A 19151-nucleotide genomic window follows, 5' to 3' on the forward strand; every position below is an offset into this window, starting at 1 on the left:
GGTGGCCCGTCAGAAGGTGAAGCCGAAGCGCGAATAGATGTGGTAGCCGCCCTTGTCCGAGGCGTCGCGGCTGCCGGTCGGCACCGAGGCGTCCAGGCGGAATTCGAAGTGGTGGAAGCGCGGAATGCGGAAGATCAGACCGGCGCCGACGCCCTCGAGGGTCTCGACCGGGTTGTTGCCGTCGCGATGGTGCGAGGCATAGCCGCGGCCGAAGTCGTAGAACACTTCCACTTCCAGCAGCTCGCGCCAGGGCCGGTCGTAGAAGGGCGAGACGTGATCGCCCAGGAACGGCGCGTCGACGTGGTATTCCAGCGAGCCGTACCAACCGCGGTCGGTCAGCGCATCGGCGATCGGATAGGCGCGCACGCTGTCCGGGCCGCCGATCACGAACTGCTCCAGCGGCGGCAGCGCGTACTTGGTGTACTGCCCGCCAACTTTGAAGTACATCCGCTGCGAGCGGGTCAGGAACTGCAGGCGCGTGTAGGAAAGGCGCAGCAGCGAGAAGTTGCTGTCGTGGTCGGGACTGACCAGGTCCGGCTTGGTGGAGTCGTCGCGCACCGACTTGCGCAGGCTGCCCTGCACCACGTCCAGGCCGCGCAGGCGCTGGTCGGTGCGCTGAAGGCCGAAGCCGAGTTCGGCCACGTCGAAGCGCTCGTCGGAAAGCTTCACGCCCAGTGCGCCCAGTTGCGACTTCTCGCGGATGTAGCGCAGCGAGGACTGCACCTGCAGGTCGTCGGTGTTGACGAACTTCCAGTCCGCGCCGGCGAAGGTCGAGGACGTCGGGCCCTTGATCTGCAGGTCGGCGAACGCGCCGCTGTTGATCTGCAGTTCGCTGCGGGTGGCGCCGATCACGCCGCTCAGTCCCGCCACCACCACGGCGGGGATGCGGTAGCCGAGCGCGCCGTAGACGTTGCTGCGCGGGTCGAAGGCGTAATCGACATTGGCGGTCAGCTGGTCGCCGATGCCCAGCGGGCTGGTCCAGGCGGCACCCGCCTGGGCGCGGTAGCGGCCGGTCAGCTCGGTGCCGTAGTTGTTGCCGCCCAGGGTGAACACGAACGGGCGCCTGGCCTCATGCGCCACCATCACCAGGTCGGTCTGGCCGGTCTTGGCGCCGGGCTGGAAGGTGGAGGAGACGGTCACACCGGGCAGGTCGCGCGCGTAGAGCAAGGCCGAGTCGATGTCCTGCTTGCGCAGCGGCTCGCCCCTGAGCCGCTCGGCCGGCGCGGCGATGGCGCCGGCCCGGTAGCGCGAGGTGCCCTTGACCACCACCTTGCCGATCGTGCCTTCCAGCACGTCCACGTGCACGATGCCGTCCGCACCTACGGTCTGCGCCGGAACGTAAGCCGTAGCCACGATGAAGCCGGCCTTGCGGTAGCGGTCGGTGATGCGGTCGGCGACCTGCTGCAGCTGGCTGAAATTGGCCTGCACCGGCTTGCCGGTGCCGCCGGACAGCGTGGCGAACTGCTCGTCGGCCAGCGCCTGCACGGCGGCCGGGGTGATACCGTCGCCCGGATGGTCGCCCACGCCCTGCACGCGGAAGCCACGTACCGAGAGGGTCTGGTCCTGTGCGGCCGCGGCTTCACGATCGCGCAACGGCGGCACCTTGGGGGCGGTCGCGCCTGCGGCAGGTGTGGCCAGTGCCTGCGCCACCGTGGCCGCTGGCGTGGCACCGGCGCCGAGATGGACCGCGAGCACCTGTCCCGGCAGGTAGGCGTGCGCATCCGCCCAGCCTGCCTGATGCAGTTTGGCGGTGATCTGCCGCGCCGCCGCCTGCAGCTGGGCGGCATCCAACGCGATGGCGCCGGCTGCGGCCAGCGCCTGCCGGTACTCGTCCTGGATCAGTGCCTGTACCTGGGCCGCCTGGGGCCCGTCGGTGGGTACGCCGCTGACCAGGATGTCCTGCGCCGGCACGCCGGCGGCAGGAGCCGGTGGCGACGCCTGGGCCCAGGCATCCCCGCCCGCCAGGGCAAGGGCCACCGCTGCTGCAAGGCAAGCAATCCGCACGACGTTCCCCTCTTGATCGACTTCGCTCCGTGCGCGGCGCCGATTGCCGGCGACCGCATCAGCGCCGACGGCCGGGCTCAGCCCGGCCGCCGCGGGGCCACGGCAAACCGCGCGCCCTCACCCTGTAGTGCGCACTACGTCAAGAAAAACGCCCATTTCGGGCGGGCCTTGTTCACGCCATGCTCATCAGGCGTTCACATTTCAGGGAGCGAACAACAGCAGGCCCAGCAGCAGCGCGCAGACCAGTGCTCCGGCGGCGAACACCACCAGCAACATGCGGCTGGGCAGCCCACCCCGGCCGAGCAAGGCCGGCAACACGTCATCGCGCGGGGCAGGCTCCGCGGAGCCACGGTCCGGCGACCGTAGCGGGACCTGGCGCGCGGTGATGCCGTGGCTGTCGCGCAGGGCTGCCAGCACGTTGCGCCGGCGCGCCCGGTACTCGGCGCGGGCGATGCGTCCACCGTAGTGCGCCTCGTCGAGCACCTGGAGGTCGCGGTTGACGATGCGCTCGCGCTCGTTCATGGCACCTCCCTCACCAGGCGCAGTCCCACGTCCTTCTGTGCACTGCCACCGTCAGGGCGATGGCTGTCGATGGTGCAGTCGGACCAGTAGCTGGTGTAGCTGCCGCCGCGTACCGCGGTGGTGCTGCCGTCGGTCACCCATTCCCATACGTTGCCGGTGAGGTTGATCAGGCCCCAAGGGTTCGGGCTGCGGCCGCGCGCGGCGATCGGCGCGCCGCTGCCGTCGTCGGCGCCAGCGGTGGGCGGGATGCAGTTGCTGTCCGGCGCCTGCTTCCAGCCGCCGCCTGCGCGCGCAGCGGCCAGCCACTCGGCGTCGGTCGGCAGGCGGTAGACGTGGCCACTCGCGCTACCCAGCCAGGCTGCGTAGGCGCGCGCCTGGGCCAGGCTGATGTTGCTCACCGGCAGGCTGCCGGCGGAGCGGTCTTCCAGCGTGATCGCGCTGCATTTGCCGGTGGCGCCGCAGTAGCGGTTGTACTCGTTGACGGTGATTTCCGAGCGGGTCATCGCCAGCACCTTGCCGCCGGCACGCACCACCACCAGCGCCGGGCCGCGCTTGCCATCGATGGTGTCGAAGCAGGCGCGGCCGGCGCCAACCAGGTCGGGTGCGGCGCAGGGATCAGACGAGGGACCGGCGGTAGCGGTGGCCGGCGCGGGGCGGATCACCGCCGGGCTGCCCTTGCCCGCTGCGGTCGGCGCCGGCTGGCTGGCCGGCGCATTGCGCGTCGGCGTGGCAAGGTTGCCCGTGGGCGCGGTATTGCCCGGCACAGCTGCCGGTGCCGTGGTGACGGGCGTCGCGGTGGTGGGCTTGAGCGAGTCCAGCAGTGCGGACAGCGAACCCTCACCCAGCTGTCCGCGCAATTTCATGTCCGCTTCGAGTGCCGCCAGTCCGTCGGCGTCTGCGCGTCGCACCTGCGCCAGTTGTCGGTGCAACCGGTCGAGATCGCTCGACGCGATGGCCTGGCCGCGCGCCTTCACCAGTTCGGCCGCCAGGCCGTAGCGGGCGCTGGCCTTGGCCAGATCGTCGCGCTTGCCAAGTTGGCCGGTGGCACGCGCGAGCACGTCGGCGGCCGATTGGTAGCGGCCCTTGCGGAACGCCTCGCGCGCCTGGCCGAGGTAGGCATCGGCCAGCAGTTGCGGGCCTTCGCTGGCCAGGAACGGATGCTGCGGCGCCAACGCGCGGATGCGCGCCAGCGACTCCTGCGCCTTGGCGGTATCGCCCGCCGCCGCCGCGCGCTTGACCGATTCGATGCGCGCAGTGACCTCGGCCGCGGCACTCTCCTGTGCCAGGCGGTCCTGCTGTTGCTTGTCCAGCGCGGCCAGCTGGTCGTGTTCGCTCTGCAGCGCTGCGGATTGCGGTGCCATGGTCAGGCCGAAATCGACCAGGGCAAGGTCCTGCGGCAGGTGCAACGGATCGGTCTGCTGGCCCGCCACCGTGGCGATGGCGGTGGCGAGCTGGTCGAGCAGCGCGCGCGTCTGCGCCGACGCATCGCCCTTGAGCGGGGCGACCGCCGCGGCGACCTGGCGTCGCCACTCGGCGGTGGCCTGCGGATGGGTGAGCAGCGCGGACAGCGCGGCACGGGCCTCGGGCAGGCTGGTGGCTGCGGCGGCCGCGGGCGCGGCGGCCGCCACTTCGCCTGCGCCCATCGCCGTCAGCTGCGCCTGGCGCCGCTGCAGGCGCGCCGAATCCGGGAACAGCTCGAGCGCCTGCTTCAGGTGCGCCGCAGCCTGGGCATCCTGGTGCTGCGCCATCTGCTGGCCGATGGCGATGTCGTACTTGAGCTCCAGCTCGGCGTTCTTCAGCAGGCTGCTCGACGGATCGATGGCGCGGATCTTCTGCAGCGTCTGGACGGCGTTGTCCGGCTGGTCGGCGAAGATGGCGCCGGCCTCCACGCGCTGCGAGAGCTGCGTGTCGAGGCTGTTGAGCAGCTCGTTCTTCTGCTGCTCCATCGCGCTGCGGCGAATGTCCAGCTGGGGCGAGTAGAGCTTGAGCTGGTCGCGCAGGGCGAACAGCTGCTGCGCGTGGGCGTAATCGTAGCGGCCCTGCGCCGGGTTCCAGTAGCCGTCCAGCCGGGTAAGCAGGAAGCGCTGGATCAGCTCGCTCTGGTCGAGAACGAGGCGCTTGCGCTCCTCGTCGCCGAGCGTATCCAGCGCCGCCATCGCCTGCGCCTTGTCGGTGTAGACGTGCGTGTTGTCCGGCGAGAAGCGCGCAATCACCTGCGCCACCCTGCGCTGGTGCAGGTAGTGCGCGCCGCCCCAGCCGCCGGCGACCAGAAGCACCAGCGCGCCGCCGCCCCAGATCAGGTACGGGCCGATGCGCTCGCGCAGGCCGACCTCGCGCAGGCCATCGACAAACTCGCCGGCCGTGCGCAGGCGGTCTTCCTTGTGGAAGGCCACCGCGTCGCACAGTGTCTTGTACTGGCGACGGGTGAGGCCGGGCACCGGCGGCGGCTTGCGGCCCTCGCGCATCGCCAGCTCGGCGCTCACCTTGTCGAACGGGTGCTTGCCGGTGAGCAGTTCGAAGGCCACGCAGCCGAGCGCATAGAGATCGTCGCTGGGGGTCGGCTCGCCGCCCTGGATCATTTCCAGGCTGGCGTAGGCCGGCGTCAGCGCGCCCAGCGTGCCGGCGTCGAACACGGTCTGCTCGCCGACCGCCTCGCCCATGTGCTTGCCGGCGCGCGCGATGCCGAAGTCGAACACCTTCGGGATGCCATCGCGGGTGACCATGACGTTGCCCGGCTTGAAGTCCGAATGCACCACGCCGGCGGCATGCGCGCGCTTGAGCGCCCAGGCCATGCCCTCGATCAGCGGTCGTGCCTTGGCCAGCGGCATGCCGTTGTAGGCGCGTTCGCGGATCAGCGTCTTGAGATCGGAACCGTCGACGTATTCCATCGTCATGAAGACGATCGTGCGGTCCTTGTCGAAATCGTAGACGCGCACGATGTTGTCGTGCGCCAGCGACTGCGAGCGGCGCGATTCGCGCTGCAGCGCGATCAGCGAATCAGGGTGGCGGCGGAACTCGTCGTTCAGCACCTTGACCGCGACGTACGGATCACGGTCGCGAGCCTCGACCTTGCGCTCGTCGCGCGCCAGGAACACCACGCCCATGCCGCCGCGGCCGATCTCGCGCTCCAGCTGGAAGCGGCCCTTGAGCAGCATGCCGACGTGCGCATGGTCGCCGCCCTCGACGCCGGCCAGGCGCTCGAGGCTGACGCTGTTGAAGCTGCTGGCCGAGTTCGAACCGGTGCCGGTGGCGCCCTGCGTGCTGGTGGACTGGGACAGGTCCGCCTCGCGGCCGTACGAGGCCGGCGAAACCACGGTGGATTCGTCGATGGCCGCGGTGGGCGGTGCCGGCGGGCGCGAGGCGGGCATGACCACGGTGGCGTCGGCGCCATCACCGTGCGCCGGGGGTGCGGCCGGGGTGGCGGGTACGACCCGCGTGGCGCCGGCTTCGGCGACCGGTTCCCCGGCTGCCGGACGCGTGGCCGATACCACCACGGTCGCATCGTCGAGCGCCGGAGCGTCATCCCCCGCGGCCACGGCCTGTGCGGCGACCAGCCGTTCGAGCAGTACGCGGCCGATCTGCCCGTCCAGTTCGCCGTCGTCGTTCAGGCGGCGCAGCAGCGCGACTTCGTCGTGGTGGTGTTCCTCAGGCACCGAACCACGCCTGGCCAGTGCATCGAGCAGCACGGGAAGCGGCAGGTGGCCGTTACGGAAGGCGGCAATCAGTTCGGCAAGCGTGTTCATGCGGAGCTCTTGGTCAGTGATGCAGCCGCATGGAACTCGGCCAGGGCTGTGTCGCGCCGTGGGTGGCCGGCGCGGGCAAGGCGCACGTCAGCTCACCACCAGCATGGGAACTTCGTTGGTGCGTACCTTCTGGCCATCCATGTACAGCGCCGAGCGCATCGTGTAGCGGCCGTCCTGGATGCCTTTGGGCAGGTTGAAGTCGAAATTGGTCTCGTACTCGCCAGTGCCGTCGACGGCGGTGGCGTCCTTCGTCACCGTGGTCAACTGCTTGCCGTCGGGCGAGAACAGGGTCAGCTGCTCCCTCAGTTGCGGGGCGGCGGCCTGGGTGCCGCGGATCAGCGTCACGCGCGACTGCATCGCCGCCTTGCTGCCGGACTTGATCGTCTCGCCGGGGAGTAGCTCGCTCTGGTACGCGCCGATGGTGTTCGCCGCCGGCAGCGCGCCCTGCTCGCGCCTGTACTGCGCCTCCACCGACTGCGCGTCGCGCACCTTGCGGGCGTGGTAGTTGTAGGCCATGCAGGCGAACACGCCGATGCCGGCGCCGATCGCCGCGCCGGCCAGGTGACCCTTGCCCTTGCCGAACATCGAGCCGGCCAGCGCGCCGATGGCCCCTCCCAGGGCCGGATTGCACTCGTGCGACGCATCTTCGGCGGCGGCCGCATCGGGGTTGGCATACGCCTGGTCGGTCGGCATGCCCATGCCGCCCATCTGCGCACAGCCGCCGAGCAGGGCCAGCAGGCAGGACGCGCCCAGCAGGGTGGCACCACGGAATGCAAAGCTTTGCATGACCTCTCCCTCCCTAGTTGATCGAGATGCTGCTCATCGCTTGCTGCTGCGCCTGTTGCGCCCGCCGCAGCAGGCGCTTCGCCGCCGGGTCGCCAGGGCTCACCTGCAATGCGGCCTGGGCGTTGGCGATCGCCGCCGAGTAGTTCTGCTGGCGGTAGTTGCGCTCGCCTTCGCGCAGCAGACCGGCAGCCACTTCCTCCATCCGGTTCGCCGGGCTGGCGGGCGACGGTGGCGGCGCGGCCGGCTTTTCTGAAGCCGAGGTGGCCGGCGCCCGCCCGGGCGCCCGCGGCGGATCCACGCGCGCGAATGCCGGCTGCGCGGCCACCGTGCCGGCGCGTGCCGGCGTGGGCGCTGAAGCAGCGCGGACCTTCGCCTGGCCAAGCTGGAGCTTTTCCTCGTCCACGGCGGCGTGTCTGAGGTCCAGCCGCGGCAGGAACAGGTGCAGTTGGGCAGGCAAGGCAAACACGCGCTGGGCGCCGGCGTAGTCGATCCGGCCCTTGGCGGGGTCCCAGTACGCATCGACGCGGTCGAGCAGGAACCGCTGTACCCGTTCGCCCTGGCCGAGCATCAGCTGCTTGCGCTCGTCCTCGCCCAGTTGCGCCAGCGCGGCGACCGCCTCGCCCTCGTTGCCGTAGCGTTGCGGGTTGTCCGGCTGGAAGCGGGCGGCCACCTCGGCCACGTGCCGTGCGCGCAGCTGGCCGAACACGCCCCAGCCCGCGACCGCCAGCAGCAGGAGACCGCCCAGCGCCCACGCCAGCGGCCGGCCGATGCGTTCGCCCAGGCCCACGTCGCGCAAGCCCTCGACCAGCAGGTCCGCGCACTTCAGGCGCTTGTCGGCGGTGAACGCCACCGCGTCGCACAGTGTTCGCTGCTGCCGCCCGGTCAACCCCGGCACGACCGGCGGCCGCCGGCGTTCGCGCAACGCCACCTCGGCGCTGGCCTTGTCGAACGGGTGCTTGCCGGTGAGCAGCTCGAAGGCAACACAGCCCAGCGCGTAGATGTCGTCGGTGGGCTGCGGCGGCTTGCCCTCGATCATCTCCAGGCTGGCGTACGCGGGCGTGAGCGCGCCGAGCTTGCCGGCGTCGAACACGGTCTGGTCCTCGGCCGGCTCGTCCGCCTGCTTGCCGGCGCGCGCGATGCCGAAGTCGAACACCTTCGGGATGCCATCGCGGGTGACCATGACGTTGCCCGGCTTGAAGTCCGAATGCACCACGCCGGCGTCGTGGGCGCGCTTGAGCGCACGGGCCATGCCCTCGATCAGCGGGCGCGCCTTGGCCAATGGCAGACCGTTGTAGGCGCTTTCGCGGATCAGTGTCTTGAGGTCGGAGCCGTCGACGTATTCCATCGTCATGAAGACGATCGTGCGGTCCTTGTCGAAGTCGAACACGCGCACGATGTTGTCGTGCGCCAGCGACTGCGAGCGGCGCGATTCGCGCTGCAGCGCGATCAGAGAATCGGGATGGCGGCGGAACTCGTCGTTGAGCACCTTCACCGCGACGTGGGGATTGCGGTCGCGTGCCTCGACCTTGCGCTCGTCGCGCGCCAGGAACACCACGCCCATGCCGCCGCGGCCGATCTCGCGCTCGAGCAGGAAGCGGCCCTTGAGCAGCATCCCGACCGTCGCCTGGTCGCCGCCCGCAGCGTCGGCGACGCGCCGCCAGTCGGACGTGTCGACACCGCCGGTTGAGCCGGCCGTCTGCGAAACGGTCGCACCGGTCTGCGCCGTGACGGGCGCCGGGACGAAGGCCGGCTTGACCACGGTGGCCTGGTCCGGCGGGGGTACGGCCGGCTCGGCGCGCGCGGCCGGCATCACGCAGGTGGCTTCGTCGCTACCTGCGATCGCGAGTGCCGGGCGCTCCACCTTGACCACCGTGGCAACGTCCTCGGCCTCGCCGGCGCTCGCTTGCAGCGCATCGAGGCGCTCGACGAGGAGTTGCGCCACGCCGGCCTCGAGGTTCCCTTCCTCGCGCATCCGCGCCAGCCAGGCGAGTTCGGCCGCGTGCTGGTCCGCCGTCACCGTGCCGCGCCGGCCCAAAGCGTCGACCAACAGCGCCGGCAGCGTGAGCCCGCCTGCCTTGTAGGCATCGACCAGTGCGCTGAGGGAGCGGGCTTCCATCGGCTCGCCTTCAGTCCTGCAGGCGCACGATCACGGCCGACACGTTGTCGCGGCCGGCACGTCCCAGCGCCATCGCGAACAGGCCCTGCAACAGCTCGTTCGGCGCCTGCAGGCGCGCGCACTGGGCGTCGAGTTCCTCGTCGGTCATTTCCTTGTTGATGCCGTCGGAGCACAGCACGAACTGCATGCCCGCACGGTTGCCGGCGACCACCCAGTCGACGTAAAGCCGCTCTTCCGCGCCGATCGCGCGGGTCAGCACGCCCGCGCCCGGCTGCGGTCGCGCGGTCGCGGGACCGCCGGCGAACTGGGTCACCTCGTCCTTCACTCCGTGCACGTGGTCGCGGGTGATCTGGCGCAGGCGGCCGTTCTCGAAGCAGTAGGCGCGGCTGTCGCCGACCCAGCCGCACAGCATGAAATCCGGGTCGTAGACCAGCAGCACCACGGTCGAGCCGATCAGGTCCACGCCGCGCATCGCGGCGACCTGGCGCAACTCGGTGTTGACCTGCGCCAGCGCGTCCTCGATCGACTCGATGAAATCGAACACGTCGCCGTTGCGCTGCAGGGAACCGAGCCTTTCGACGATGAGCCCGCTGGCATAGTCGCCGGCCGAATGCCCGCCCAGGCCATCGGCCACCACCCACAGTCCTACGTCCTCGCGCACGAGGATGGCGTCCTCGTTGTGCTTGCGGACCTTGCCGGTGTGGGTGTGCCCGGCGGACAGGTAACGCACGGTCATGGCTGCACCTCGATCACGGCGAGCGGCCAGGGCCGCGAGTGGATGGGGCCGAGCGCCTGCGCCAGGCGCGTCTGGGCGTCCTCCGGCGAGGCCGCGGCCAGCCCCTGAGCCAGCGCTGCCAGCGAAAGTTGGGTATGCGCGGCGCCGGCCAGCAGCAGCAGGCGGTCGCCCGGCAACAGTTCGCAGGTGACCTGCTCGCAACTGGGCACGCCCTCGGCGCCCAGGCCCGGGGCGGTGGCGACTTCGCCGCCACCGAACAGCAAGTCGTCCAGCTCGCCACCGCCGGATGGCGCCGGTGGCGCAAGCGCGGCGCTGAACAGCGGACGCAGGCGGCCGCCGCGCCAATGCCACGCACCAGCGGCGCCGATGCGCAGCAACCCGGCCTGGGAACCGGACACGCGGGCGGCAACCACTGCGCCGTCCTCGCTCACCCGGCCGTTGCGCAGGTGCGGATGCAGGGCGATCAGGCGGGCACGCAGCGCATGCGTGCCGGGCGGCGCCTCGTCCCCTGCGCTCCATTCGGCGCCTACGCCGGCGGCGGCCGACGCGGCACGGCGGCGCGGGTCGGCCAGGCCCACGTCGGCGGCCACCAACGTCAATGCGCCGACCGGATGGCGCACCACGGCCGTACCGGGCGCCGTCTGCACCGAAAGCTCGGTGTCGAACACGGGGGCGGGCATCGGCGGCACGACGTCCTGGACCCGGCGCACCAGGCCCGGCACGGTCACGTCGTCATCCACGTCGCGACGGGCGACCACCGGCGCGGGCTCCGGTGGCGGCAGCACGGGTTCGCTCCTGGCAGGAGCGAACGGCTCGGCCATCGGCACGGACGCCCCGACGGGCGTCAGCCACGCGCCGGCGCGGGTGGCATCGAGGAAGCCCGCATAGGCTTCCGGCGCCGGCAGGCCGCGAGTGGCCAGGATACCGGGCGGCACACGGCCGGCACCCTCGCTCCACCACAGGCACCACGGCCCCTGCCCGGCCAGCCGCAGCCACAACGTGGCCAGGGCGGCGCTATCGATGGCACGCGCCGGCAGCGGCAGGCGCCAGTGGTTGGCCCGGCTGAAATCGATACCGTCAGAGAGGTCCACCGCGGCGGCCGGCACGATCGACGGTCCCGGCAACGCCACTACCAGCGCGTCGAAAGCTTCGGCATCCAGTGGCGCACCGCGCTGGCCCTGCGCATGCACGCGCGCCAGCGCGTCGAACCAGCCGGCACCCTCGCGCAGCAGCAGGTCGACCTGCGCGGGCGCGACCGGCGCGGCCAGCACCATCGGGAAACTGCGGCCTACGCGGTCGTCGGCCGGTCCGAACACGCCGGCCCAGGCCCCCTCGCCGCACGCCTGCGGCGCCAGCACGAAGCGCCAGGTCGGGCTGGCGTGATAGGCCTGCGCCCAGTCGCCGCCGAGCGCCTCGCGGCTGGCGAACACGGCCTGCTCGAAATGGCGGTCCCAGCGCTCGACGAAACCGGCGGGCAGCCGCCGCTGCACGAAGTCGCCCGCCCCCGGCAGCTTGCCGAAGAAGCCCACGCTTGCGATGGCGGATCCCCCTGTCGGATCGGCCATGGCCCTATCCCCCGCACCGGAAGCGCTGCACCTGCGTGTTGAGGAACGGGTTCTTCAGGTTGCTCGCCTGCACGACCAGTTGCACCGCCTGGCCGCCGAAGTCGAAGTGCGCCTGGTAGCGCAGATCCGACTGGCGCGAAAGCTTGGCTGCCTGCAGCGCGTGGAAGAACGCCCAGTCGCCCTGGTAGTCGTAGCTGCTGAGCAGGTTGCCGGAGGCATCCCAGGCCGAGACCTTGACCTGCCCCGGCGTCGGCCCCGGCCACTTCATTGCCATGCTGGTGTTGCCGCCGGGCTTGTAGTCGAAGGTCTGCCCGTCGATGGCGATGGCGAAGCGGCCGATACCCGGTGCCAGTTGCGGTGCCAGCAGGGTGAAACCGACCTCGGGCGTCGGGCTGCCGGTCCTGAAATACATCTGCTTGATGCTGTCGGCCAGCTGCATCTGCGCCAGCATCGAGGCCGAGCCGCTGACCGCGCCCGGGCCGGTCTTCCACTGCCAGTTGCGTCCGCTGGTATCGACCAGCTTGGCCAGCGTCTGCTTGAAGAAGCCGTCGTAGCGGCCGCCATAGCCGAACATCTCGGCGAAGTTCTGCACCGGGATGTCGTTGCGACTGGCCGGCGAGAACGGGAAGCGGCCCTGGGTGAAGGCCGCGCAATCCTGCGCGGCGGCCTGCTGGAACTGCTCGTCCAGCGCGCCCTTGGTGCCACTGGCCACCAAGGCCTGGCTCTTGCCCGTCAACGAGGCGACCCAGCCGGACACCGGCAGCGGCAACTGCGCGGCCGCCTGTTGCGCCATCAGCAACTGCGGGTTGGGCTGGCCTGCCGCGTCGCTGAAGTCGGTCATGGTGAGCAGTGTCTTGCTCAACTGGTCGAGCGCGGCCAGCGTCTGGTCGATCGGCGCCGCGCCGGGCGCGCCTTCGCTCAGCTTGTTGAGCGTGTCGAAGTGCGCGCTGATGGCGCTGCCGGGCGGGGCTTCGTCCGCGGCGGCGCCAGCGCCGCCGCCGACCTTGGCCAGCGCGCGGCCCAGCGCATTCTGCGTTGCCTTCTTGGCGGCCGCGTCCTTGGCCGCGCCCAGCGCCTTGTCGCCGGCGGCGAGCTTGGGCGCGCGCAGCATGTCGCTGGTGTTGGCGCGCACCACGTTGAGCAGCGACTTCAGCGGCGAGCTTGGGCCGGACAGCTTCGCGGCGATGGCGCTGGCATCCTGGATGCTGGCGATCGGCTGCAGCTGCAGGTCCGCCAGCAGGTCGTCCCAGGCCTTGATGTAGTCGGTCTCGTACAGCGCCAGCACCTGCCGCGAGAGGCGTGCCTGCGCAATGGCGTCGATCGGTTCGGCGCCGAACACCCAGTCGTCCGACGCGAACTGCTTGACCGCCTCGGCCACGCCCTTGTCCGCCTCGATCGCGAACACCGGCTGCGTGTAGACCGCCGGCAACGGCTCGGACAGCGCCTTGCCGCTCCGGCGGCGGAACACGTTGCCGAGCAGGCCCAGCTCCTTGTCCAGTTGCAGCGGCTTGCCGGCGTTCTCGGCCGACAGCTTCATGCTGCCGTAGACCAGCGTGGACAGGTCCGCCGTGCGCAGCGTGGTGCGGGCCTGCTCGACCAGCGCGGGGTCGAGCGTCAGCGCGCGCAATTGCCCCGGCTCGTCCACCAGTGCCTGGAAGTGCTTCGCCAGCGCCTGCTGCAGCACCGGCTCGTCCGGGAACACCTTGCGCCATTCGAGGTTGGTCAGCGCGACCAGTTCGCCGGCGTCCAGGTGCTTGGGCTCGCCCAGCATCAGGTAGCCCTTGAGGTAGTAGTACAGCGCCTGCGGATCGGCCGCGCTGGCGGCCAGGCCGCTGCGGAACTGCGCGCCGACGCCCGGCAGCAGCAAGGCGTTGAGCTCGCGCAGGTAGGCCGCGTGCAGGTCGGCGTTGACCGCGTTGCCCTGGTAGAGGCCCAGCCGCATCGAGAGCGGCGCGCCGCCGGTGGGCGTGGCCGTCTGCTGCACCGCCGACAGCGCCTCGAGCCGGTCGAGCACCTTGGCGAAGTATTCCTTGGGTGTATTGCTGGCTTCGAGGTCCACGCCGGCGGGGTAGCCCTTCAGCGCGTCCTGCACCTGGCCCAGGTAGGCGCGGTTGCGCGCATAGCTGGTGGCGAAACCGAAGCACAGCAGCACGGTCAGCAGCGCCATGCCCGCGTAGGCGGCCAGTTGCACGACGACCTTGCGCCGCTCGATCGCCGGGTTGGTACCGGCCAGGCCGGACTCGCGGAAAAGCACTTCCTTGAGCAGGCGCTCGACGAAGAAGGTACGTCGCTGCGCGCCCTGCGGATTCACCCGCGCGGCGTCGAGGCCGAAGGTGCGCGCCACCGCGCCCATCATGCGGTCGATCGGCGTGCCTTCCTGCGTGCCGGAGGTGAGGTAGACGCCGCGCAGCAGCGGCGGCGTGCCATACGCGTGGGCGGCGAACACGCCCTCGACGAACTGCCGTGCGGTCTCGCCCAGCGAGGCCAGCTGCTGCGGGAAGGACAGCACCGCGGCGCGGCGGCCACGATCGCGCTCGGCGTGCAGGCGGTCGAGCGTGCGCGTGTTGAGCCGGTCCAGCAGCAGCCGGTACTCGTCGGCAAAGGCCTTGGCCGCGCTGCCGTCCATGGTCTTGTTGAGCGGAAAGGACACGCCCCAGACCTGGCTTCGCAACTCCGGATTCATGTCGTCGAAGAACTCGCCGAAGCCTGCGACCAGGTCGCACTTGGTCAGCACCAGGTAGACCGGCACGCCGATCTTCAGGTGTTCGGACAGTTCGTCCAGCCGGCGGCGGATGGCGCGCGCGTGGTCCTGCCGCGCCGCATCGTCCAGGATCATCAGGTCGGACAGGCTCATCGCCACGATCACGCCGTTGATCGGCCGGCGCTTGCGGTAGCGGCGCAGCAGCTTGAGGAACTCGCCCCAGGCGGTGGAGTCGGCCGCTCGGTCGGAATCCTGCGTGGTGTAGCGGCCGGCAGTGTCGAGGAACACCGCCTCGTCGGTGAACCACCAGTCGCAGTTGCGGGTGCCGCCGACGCCGCGCAGCGCTTCCTTGCCGAAGCGTTCGGACAGCGGGAAGTTGAGCCCAGAGTTCTGCAGCAGCGTGCTCTTGCCCGAGCCCGGCGGGCCGATCACCACGTACCAGGGCAGCGCGTAGAGGTTGCTGCGGCGGCGCTTGCGCAGCATCTCGACGGCTTCGGCGAAGCGGCCCTGCAGTTGCGCGCGCTCGCCCGCGCTGCGGTTGTCGCCGCTCTCGGCAGGCGCGGCGACGCCCTGCCCGGCCAGTTCGCCGGACATCTTGCTGGCCTTGCCGCGCGCGCGCAGCGCCTGCACCTGCAGCCAGGCGCCCCAGGCCAGCACGATCACCATGATCAGCAGCAGCCGCGCGACCGGGCTGGCCAGCGGCTGCGAGTCCCCGATCCCGAGGTAGGGACCGCCCAGCCATACCAGCACCGACAGCAGTGCGATGCCGACCAGCGTGACGAACCAGGCGGATTTGAACAGGCTCAGCAACTTCGCCACGGCGTCAGGCCTCCGGAATGAACTTGATTTCCACGCGGCGGTTGCGCGTGCGGTTTTCCGGCAGGTCCGGCGGCAGCGCGATCGGCTGCGAGGCGCCGGCGCCGGTGGACTCGATGCGACCGGGGTCGTCCAGGCCCTGGGTGAGGATCTGCCGGACCGACTCGGCGCGCGTCGCGGACAGTGCGAAGTTGTCCTTGAACTTCAGCGAGTGGATCGGCTGGTCGTCGGTGTGGCCGATCACGATCACCCGGCCGGCCACCTGGTTCAGCGCCGCGGTGATCTTGTGCAGCAACGGCAGCTGGCGATCGTTCACCTCGACGCCGCCCGAGGCGAACATCGCATTGCCTGAAAGGCGCAGCAGCGCCTGCCCGTCCGGTTGTTCGTCGATGCTGAGCAGCCCGGCCGACTCCTCCGGCCCCAGCAGTTGCTTGAGGCTCTTGCGCGCCGGTGGCGGGCGGTGCGAGGTGTCCGGCGGCGCGGCGCCCTCCAGGCCGATCTTTGCCAGTTGCGCGTTGACCGGCGCGGAGGCGTCGTTGAGCCGGGTGTAGAAGAACAGGAACGCGGCCAGCAGCACGCAGGCGGCGGCGGTGGCGATCACCCACAGCGGCACGTAGCGCACCAGCGGGTTGCGCCGGTCCTCCACGCCGCGCCAGTGCGGCGCCAGTTCCTGCGCGGCCGGCGCGCGCTGTTCCTTGATCCGCCGGTACAGGTCCTCCTGGATGTCGGCCAGCCTGGCGCGCCCGCCCGCCTCGATCTGGTAGCGGCCGCCGAAGCCCAGCGCCAGGCAGATGTACATCAGCTCGATCAGGTCGATGTGCCTGGAGAAATCCGCGCACAGCCGCTCGAGGATCTGGAAGAACTTGGCGCCGCCGTACGACTCGCTGTGGAAGGCGACCAGCAGCGTCTTCTGCGCCCAGCCGCTGTGCTCGCCCCACGGTGCGTTGAGCACCGACTCGTCGAGCATGGCGCACAGCACGTAGCGCGCCGCCAGCACGGTCTGCTGCGGCAGGTTGGCCGCTTGCGCGCGGCTTTCGAAGCGGCGCACCTGGGTGGTGGCCTGGTCGCGCAGGCGCGTGGGGTCCTGCGCGGTGGCGCTGTGGCGTACCTGCACCGCCAGCAGCAACAGGGGACTGGCCGCCTGCACCAGCGGATTCATGCCGCCGCCGAGGAATCCGCTGATGTCCTCGTCGGTGGCGGGTGTCGCGTGCGCGGCGGCCGCGGGAGGCGCGTACGCCGCCGGTGCGGGCGCGGCGGCGGCGGGCGGCGGCGTGGGTGCACCGCGCGGGCGCACCACGGTGGCGTCGCGCATGTCGTCGTCGAACGGGCCGTTGGTAGGGCTCATCGCATCAGCTCCGGATCGCCCACAGTTGCAGGTCGAGGCCGGCGAACTCGCTGCCGAAATGGAAGGCGATGCCACCGGAGGTCTTCAGCTCGCGCCACATCGGCGAGTGCTTGTCGAACTCGAAGTACAGGTAGCCCGCGTTGTAGGGAATCTGCCGCGGGGCGACCGGCATCGGCTGCACCGCGATGCCCGGCAGCTGCAGGTTGACCAGGTCGCGGATCTTCTCGGTCGGGCCGATCTTGGCGTGTGCGGGCAGCTGCCGGCGCAGTTCCTCGGACTTCATGTCGGCCTTGGCCGAGAGCACGAAGGCGGCGGTGTCGAGCAGGTTCATGTCCGGCACCACCGCCACCCACACGCCGTACTTGCGCTGCTGCAGCGGAATCGGCGTGGCGGTCTGCTCCATCACCGCGCTCAGGGCGTTGCGCAGCGAGACGATCACTGGCTCGAAGCTCTCGCGAAGCGCCTCGTGGCGGTACGGCGGGAACATCGGCGGGCGCTTGCCCGGCGCGGTGAAAGTGGCCAGCTCACCGGCCATCGCCACCAGCGTGCGGTAGAAGGCTTCGGGGTGTTCGAGCGGCGCCTCGGCCAGGTGCGCCACGAGCGGCTGGCAGCGGTTGATCACCTGCAGCAGCAGGAAATCGGCGATTTCGGCCGCGCCACCGCGGTCGGTCAGCGCCACGCGGCTGGCCAACGCCTCACCGCGCTGGTGCAGCAGACCCAGCAGTTCGGTGAGGAAGGTCACCAGCCGCGGCACCGCCTGGCAGGAAAGCGCGGTGGGCATGAACGACTCGTCCAGCACCACGCGCCGGTCGGCGCGGCATTCGACGATGCGCGCCACCGGGATCTGCGCCAGCCCTTCCATCGGCTGCGACTGCGGCAAGAGGCGGGTGCTCATGCCGCCGACTTCCAGCGGGGTCATGCCCTCGACGCTGCCGGAGCTGTCGCGCACCTCGGTCTCGCGCACGCGGTAGCGGAACAACCGCTCGGCCGGCGCCTCCGGGCGGCCGCTCTCCGGCTGCGTCGGCGAGCGCAGCGGCAGGGTCAGGTAGACGGTCTGGTCGCGCCAGTTGGCGTCGACTTCCAGCGCCGGCGGCAGTGGGTCGTCGCCGGGCATGGCGAACGGCGTGCCGTCCGGGAAAATGCCGCGCGCGCGGCGGATGCCGAGCTTGCCTATCGCCAGCAGGTCAGGCTCCAGCTCCAGCTCCTGGAAACCCCACGCGTACGGGCGCAGGGCACCGGCACGCAACTCGACGAAGCGCTCGAAGTAGCGCTCCTGCTGCTGCAGGTGCTGCGGCCGCAGGAACAGGCCTTCACTCCAGACCACCTTGTTGTTTTGCGTCATGACCGACCTGTCTGCTGTGGCCCGCGGGCGGGCTTTAACGAGCCTGTGTGGATGCGCCGCCACCGGCCGGGTCCGGGCCGGGATTCGCGCGCCTCCCCTCTATTGCGTTTTTGCGGCGTGAAAAGCGCCATGCGTCTTCACCGCTGCCGCACCCGCGCCGATTTCAGCCGCGCCAGTTGTTCCTCGTAGGCACGCGCGAATTCGTCGCCGAACAGGCGGCGGAAGCATTCGTCCGGGTCCTTGGCCAGCCCCTCGAAGTTTTCGCGGAAGCGCTCCCAGTAGCGGCCCTTGCCGCCGAAGGAGGAACGCTTGCTGCCGTCGACCTCCTGCTCCAGGCGGTCGGGATTGAAGTGCGCGAGCACGGCCTCGAAGCCAGCGCGCACGCCGGCCAGCATCGCCATCTGGTGGCAGCGGATGTCGTCGAAGGCGTCCTGGAAGGCGTCGGTGCCGGAGAGGAAGGCGCCGTTGGGTGGCGAGAGCAGCTTCTGCAGCGCTTCGTCGGCGGTCGGCGCGAACTTCAGCGGATTGTTTTCCGAGCGCTGGATCAGCGTGACCGGCAGGCGGAAGGTGTTCTTGATCTCGGCCCGCGCGCGCAGCACGTCCATCACGCCGTCGACCACGATGTGGAAGATCGTGTCCAGCTCGGGCGGCAGGCCCGCGGCGGGAACGGGGGACGCCGGCGCGGCAAACGGCGTGGCGGCGGCCATCACCGGCGGCGCGGCGACGGGTGCCGCTGGTGCCGCCACCGGCGCCATGGCCGGCGCATGCGCCGGCGGCGGTGCCGGCATGCCCTTGGGCGCGAAGTCGCCCATGGTCAGATCCCAGTTGTCGGGCAGCGCCTCGCGCTGGCCGGCAATGCCCGGCGGGTGGAAGTGGTCGGCCATGCCGCTGGAGTGGTTCCAGCTGGGCGCCGCCACCGGAGGTACCGCGGCCGCACCGAAGGGCTCGTCAAGGAACGCGAGCGGATCGAGCGTCCCGACCGGCGCGCCGCCGCCAGGGATCAGCGGTTCGTCGGGCATGCCGCGCGCGGGCAGCGGCGCGGCCGCGAACGGAGCGCTGCCCAGCATTTCGTCGAGGAAATCGCCGCCGGGCAGCGGGGCCGCGGCCATCGCCGGAGCGGGCGGCATCGCCGGCTGCACCAGGGTGGCAGCGTCGGCCTGCAGCCGCACGGCCACTTCGAAGGTATCGATCTGCAGACGGTCGCCGTCCTTCAGCGAAGCCGGGTCGCCTTTCACCAGCGGGCGGCCGTTGAGCAGCATGCCGTTGGTGCTGCGGTCCTCGATGAAATACATGCCGTTGAGGCAGCGCACCATCGCGTGCACGCGCGACACGCCGGCGGCGGAGAGCACCCAGTCGCAGTCGTCGGCGCGGCCGATGCTGCCGTCGCGCCCTTCGAAGGCCTTCTGGCTGCGCGCGCCGAACTGTGCGGCATGCGGGCCGAGCACGGCGAGGACCAGGGTCTGTGGATTGGGCAC

The 19151-nt window shown here is 70.8% G+C and carries 11 protein-coding genes; all 11 read right to left on the reverse strand.

Annotated elements, in window-relative coordinates:
* Positions 1-9: 9 nt before the first annotated feature.
* The 11 genes from BMZ38_RS01030 to tagH all read right to left on the reverse strand — a co-directional run bounded on the left by BMZ38_RS01030 (position 10) and on the right by tagH (position 19151).
* Positions 10-1707 carry a ShlB/FhaC/HecB family hemolysin secretion/activation protein gene (locus BMZ38_RS01030; RefSeq protein ID WP_425431847.1) on the reverse strand — a complete coding sequence of 566 codons (1698 nt, stop codon included), beginning with the start codon at positions 1705-1707 and terminating at the stop codon, positions 10-12.
* A 498-nt stretch (positions 1708-2205) separates the two neighbouring features.
* Positions 2206-2526, reverse strand: coding sequence for a hypothetical protein (locus BMZ38_RS01035; protein WP_091333085.1), 321 nt, complete (start codon positions 2524-2526; stop codon positions 2206-2208).
* Positions 2523-6269 (reverse strand): bifunctional serine/threonine-protein kinase/formylglycine-generating enzyme family protein, encoded by a 3747-nt coding sequence (locus tag BMZ38_RS01040; protein ID WP_091333086.1) that lies wholly within the window; start codon positions 6267-6269, stop codon positions 2523-2525. Before BMZ38_RS01040 ends, BMZ38_RS01035 begins: the two co-directional genes overlap by 4 nt.
* Positions 6270-6356: 87 nt before the next feature.
* Entirely contained in the window at positions 6357-7055 is a 699-nt protein-coding gene (locus BMZ38_RS01045; protein WP_091333087.1) for a hypothetical protein, read from the reverse strand.
* Between the two features lie 13 nt (positions 7056-7068).
* Positions 7069-9171: a protein kinase domain-containing protein gene (locus BMZ38_RS01050; protein ID WP_091333088.1), complete on the reverse strand. Its 2103-nt coding sequence runs from the start codon at positions 9169-9171 to the stop codon at positions 7069-7071.
* 10 nt (positions 9172-9181) lie between these two features.
* Positions 9182-9907: a PP2C family protein-serine/threonine phosphatase gene (locus tag BMZ38_RS01055; protein WP_091333089.1), complete on the reverse strand. Its 726-nt coding sequence runs from the start codon at positions 9905-9907 to the stop codon at positions 9182-9184.
* Entirely contained in the window at positions 9904-11472 is a 1569-nt protein-coding gene (gene tagF, locus BMZ38_RS01060) for a type VI secretion system-associated protein TagF (RefSeq protein ID WP_091333090.1), read from the reverse strand. Before tagF ends, BMZ38_RS01055 begins: the two co-directional genes overlap by 4 nt.
* A 4-nt stretch (positions 11473-11476) precedes the next feature.
* On the reverse strand, positions 11477-14992 hold the full coding sequence (gene tssM / locus BMZ38_RS01065; RefSeq protein ID WP_091333091.1) for a type VI secretion system membrane subunit TssM: 3516 nt from the start codon (positions 14990-14992) through the stop codon (positions 11477-11479).
* Positions 14993-14996: 4 nt separating this feature from the next.
* Complete coding sequence (icmH, locus tag BMZ38_RS01070) at positions 14997-16334, reverse strand: type IVB secretion system protein IcmH/DotU (RefSeq protein ID WP_091333092.1); 1338 nt, start codon at positions 16332-16334, stop codon at positions 14997-14999.
* A gap of 4 nt (positions 16335-16338) precedes the next feature.
* The gene (gene tssK, locus BMZ38_RS01075) at positions 16339-17676 is read right to left on the reverse strand and encodes a type VI secretion system baseplate subunit TssK (RefSeq protein WP_091333093.1); all 1338 of its coding nucleotides are present in this window, start codon (positions 17674-17676) and stop codon (positions 16339-16341) included.
* A gap of 137 nt (positions 17677-17813) precedes the next feature.
* Complete coding sequence (gene tagH, locus BMZ38_RS01080; RefSeq protein ID WP_425431834.1) at positions 17814-19151, reverse strand: type VI secretion system-associated FHA domain protein TagH; 1338 nt, start codon at positions 19149-19151, stop codon at positions 17814-17816.

This window comes from Frateuria terrea (genome assembly GCF_900115705.1).
Lineage (GTDB): Bacteria > Pseudomonadota > Gammaproteobacteria > Xanthomonadales > Rhodanobacteraceae > Frateuria_A > Frateuria_A terrea.